The 4,097-nt window shown below is 75.1% G+C and carries 3 protein-coding genes; 1 reads left to right on the plus strand and 2 read right to left on the minus strand.

All coding sequences use genetic code 11. The annotated features are described in order from the left end of the window. Positions 1-7 precede the first annotated feature (7 nt). Positions 8-1,003 (minus strand): LacI family DNA-binding transcriptional regulator, encoded by a 996-nt coding sequence (locus GSF22_RS31550; protein WP_208817563.1) that lies wholly within the window; start codon positions 1,001-1,003, stop codon positions 8-10. A 143-nt stretch (positions 1,004-1,146) separates the two neighbouring features. On the opposite strand from GSF22_RS31550, the gene GSF22_RS31555 reads away from it, so the two are divergent. Beyond that, a complete protein-coding gene (locus tag GSF22_RS31555) occupies positions 1,147-3,357 on the plus strand; it encodes an amylo-alpha-1,6-glucosidase (protein WP_208817564.1) in 2,211 nt (736 codons plus the stop codon). Here GSF22_RS31555 and dapB read toward each other — a convergent pair. Beyond that, a complete protein-coding gene (gene dapB, locus GSF22_RS31560; RefSeq protein WP_208817565.1) occupies positions 3,304-4,080 on the minus strand; it encodes a 4-hydroxy-tetrahydrodipicolinate reductase in 777 nt (258 codons plus the stop codon). The two genes, GSF22_RS31555 and dapB, sit on opposite strands and share 54 nt — an antisense overlap. Positions 4,081-4,097 lie beyond the last annotated feature (17 nt).

Below are 4,097 nucleotides of genomic sequence, written 5' to 3' on the forward strand. Positions count from 1 at the left end.
GTGGTGGTCAGGCGGTCTGTCGGACGACCAGGGTCGGCCTGAGCAGCACCTGGTGCGGGCCGTCGCCCCGGGGGCCGTCCAGGATCCGGGTGAGCAGGTCCATGCAGCGGGCGGCGGCCCGGCCGAGCGGCTGGCTGACGCTGGTCAACCCGACGGCCTCGGCGACCGGCGTGTCGTCGAAGCCGGTCACCGCGACCGGGCGGTCCAGGGCCCGCACCGCACGGAGCGCACCGAGGGCGAGGGAGTCGCTGGCACAGACCAGGCCGGTGGGCGGGTCCGGGAGGGCGAGCAGGTTCCGGGCGACCTGCTCGCCCTGGACGATGCCGTCCGAGGTCTCCCGGTCCAGGTCGGTCGGATCGAGGCCGGCGGCGCGCAGCGCGGTACGCCAGCCGGACCGTCGGTCGTCGCCGACACCGGAGCCGGTGGGCCAGCCGATGAAGGCGATCCGCCGGTGGCCGGTCTCCAGCAGCCGGTTGGTGGCCTGGGCCGCGCCGCTGGCGCCGTCCACGTCGACCCAGGGGTGCTGGTCCGGGGTGTCCCAGGGGCGCCCGAAGGTCACGAACGGCACGCCCCGCTCGGCCAGCCAGGCGGTCCGGGGATCGCCGTGGTCGGTGCCGGTGAGCACGAAACCGTCCAGGTCGTACGCGCCGAGCAGGTCGTCGTAGGTGGCCAGTTCGGCGGTGTCGTCGGCAGCGGTGTAGAGCACGATCCGGTACCCGGCGACGCCGGCCGCGTCGGTGAGACCGTGCAGGAAGCGGTCGAGCACCGAGCCGTTGATCCCGTCCCGGGTCGGCTCGATCCGGGTGGCGATCAACCGGGACCGGCCGGTCCGCATCTGCCGGGCGGCCTGGTTGGCCCGGTAGCCGAGCGCGGAGATGGCCTCCTGGACCCGTTGCCGGGTCTCCTCACGCACGATGTGCGGCGCGTTCAGCACGTTCGACACGGTCTGCCGGCTGACCCGGGCATGCCGGGCCACCGTCGCGATGGTGACCTTCTGCGGCACAGCTCCCCCTTGCATCTTGAACGATCCAATCGCGGTGAGGCAGGATTGGATCGTTCAAGCCGGTGAATGTGTTCGCACTTTGCACCGCCCCGATCGATCTGTCAAGAACCCCGCAGCCAACCCCGGACAGACCTGGAGCCGCCGTGACCGACCGACCCCTGCAACCGCTGCTGCACGACCTGGTGAGCGTGGTCCGCGCACCGACCAGCGCGCTCAGCGACCCGGCCGGGCAGATCCGGCCGGCCGGCGTGCAGGGGGTCTTCCACGCCGACAACCGGGTGCTCTCCCGGGCCGAACTGCGGGTCGACGGCCGGGAACCGGAGCCGGTCGCGGCGGCCCCGGACGGCCCGCACGCCGTCCGCTTCGTCAGCCTGGCCCGGTGGCTCGGCGACCCCTCCCCCGATCCGACGGTACGCATCGAACGGCTCCGCCGGCTCACCACGCGGGGACTCGACGAGGAGATCCACCTGGTCTCCACCGCCACCGGGCCGGTACGGGCCACGGTCACCCTGGACCTGGACTGCGACCTGGCCCCGATCGAGACGGTCAAGTCGGGCAGCCCGGCACCCCCGGCGTCGCCGCCGACCAGCCGGCCCGACGGCTACCGCTGGGCCGCCCACGGCACCACGGTCACCGCCACCGCCGACCCGGCCACCGGGCCCGGCACCGGGACGGACCCGGCCGAGCCCGCCCGGCCGGGGTCGACCGCCCGGTTGGCCTGGCCGGTCGACCTGCCCCCGGGCGGCCGGACCGTCCTACGCTGGCGGCTGCTGGTGGACGACCCGAAGGCCGTGGTGACCGCACCACCCGCCGGCAGCACCTGGTCCGTCCCGGAGGTGACCGCCGACGACCGCCGGCTGACCCGGCTGGTCCGGCGCAGCATGGACGACCTGACCGGGCTGCGCCTCGCCGACGCCACCGCCCCGCACGAGGTGTTCCTCGCCGCCGGGGTGCCCTGGTTCCTCACCCTGTTCGGCCGGGACAGCCTCTGGGCGGCCCGGATGCTGCTGCCCACCGGCACCGCGCTGGCCGGCTCCACGCTGCGGGTCCTGGCCGCCCGGCAGGGCCGACGGACCGACCCGCACACCGGCGAGGCCCCCGGCAAGATCCTGCACGAGCTGCGCCGCCACGAGTTCACCCTGCCGGCCGACCGGCTGAGCCTCCCCCCGGCGTACTACGGCACGGTCGACGCCACCCTGCTCTGGATCGTCCTGCTGCACGAGGCATGGCGCTGGGGGCTGCCCGAGGCCGAGGTGTCCGCGCTGCTGCCGCACCTCCAGGCGGCCCTCGGCTGGCTCGCCGACCATGCCGACCCGGACGGGGACGGCTTCGTCGAGTACCTGGACACCAGCGGCCGGGGCCTGTCCAACCAGGGGTGGAAGGACTCCGGGGACGCGGTGCGCTTCCGCGACGGCCGGCTCGCCGCCGCCCCGATCGCCCTCGCCGAGGTGCAGGGGTACGCGTACCAGGCCGCGATGTGCGGTGCCGACCTGCTGGACGCGTTCGACCGACCCGACGGGCAGCGCTGGCGGGACCATGCCGGTGCCCTGGCGCGCCGCTTCCGGGACCGGTTCTGGGTCGACGGCCGGTACGGTCCGCAGCCCGCGCTCGCCCTGGACCGGGACAAGCGCCCGGTCGACTCGCTCACCAGCAACATCGGGCACCTGCTCGGCACCGGGCTGCTCTCCGCCGCCGAGTCGGCCCAGGTGGCGGAGCTGCTCACCACCGACGCCATGGCCGGCGGCTTCGGGTTGCGCACCATGTCCGCCGAGGACGCCGGGTTCAGCCCGCTGTCGTACCACTGCGGGTCGATCTGGTCCCACGACACGGCGATCGTGCTGGCCGGACTGGCCCGGGAGGGGTTCCACCGGGCGGCGGCCACCCTCGCCGAAGGGCTGCTCACCGCCGCCGAGGCGTTCGACTACCGGCTGCCGGAGCTGTACGGCGGCGACGACCGCGCCGCCCTGGGCCGACCGGTGCCGTACCCGGCGGCCTGCCGGCCACAGGCGTGGTCCGCCGCCGCCGGGGTGGCACTGCTGCACGCGGCGGTCGGCCTCGACCCGGACGTACCGGCCGGCCGGGTAGGACTCCGGCCGCTGGCCGGTCCGGTGCTCGGCGCGGTGTCGGCCGGCGGCCTGCGGGTGGCCGGCGCCCCGGTCGACGTCGCCGTCGACCGGGCCGGCCGGGTGACCCTCACCGGGCTGCCCGCCGGTCTCCGCGTCGAGCCCACCGGAGCGCCATGGCCGACCGGAGCGCGCGTCGCACCGGCCGGGACAGCGTGGCCGGTGGCGCCGCGCGGCTCAGTCGAGCAGGGCGTCCAGGCCGATGGTGAGCCCGGGACGCTGGCGCACTGACCGGACCCCGAGCAGCACGCCGGGCATGAAGGAGACCCGGTCGTACGAGTCCTGCCGGATGGTGAGCGTCTCGCCGGTGGTACCGAAGAGCACCTCCTGGTGCGCGACCATGCCGGCCGAGCGCACCGCGTGCACGCGTACCCCGTCGATGTCCGCGCCCCGCGCCCCCGGCACCTCCTCCTTGGTCGCGTCCGGCGCCGGTCCCATCCCGGCGGCGGCCCGGGCCTGCGCGATCAGTCGGGCGGTGTGGGTGGCGGTGCCGCTGGGGGCGTCCAGCTTCCTCGGGTGGTGCTGTTCGATGATCTCCACCGACTCGAAGTACCGGGCGGCCTTCGTGGCGAACTGCATCATCAGCACTGCGCCGATGCCGAAGTTGGGTGCGATCAGCACACCCACCCCGGGGCTGCTGCGCTCCAGCCAGCCGCGTACCCGGTCCAGCCGCTCCCCGGTGAAGCCGGTGGTACCGACCACCGCGCTGATGCCCCGGTCGATGCACCAGCGCAGGTTGTCCATCACCACGTCGGGCGTGGTGAAGTCGACCACCACCTCGGCGCCCGCCTCGGCGGCGCCGGAGAGACCGTCGCCCTCGTCGATCGCCGCCACCAGTTCGAGGTCGTCGGCGGCGTCGACCGCCCGGCACACCTCGGCACCCATCCGGCCCCGCGCCCCGAACACACCGACCCGGATCGGGCCGGCCGGGCTCTGCCGCTGCTCGTCAGTCACGCCGGACAACCTATCCC

The sequence above is a fragment of the Micromonospora echinofusca genome (genome assembly GCF_017614955.1).
GTDB lineage: Bacteria > Actinomycetota > Actinomycetes > Mycobacteriales > Micromonosporaceae > Micromonospora > Micromonospora echinofusca_A.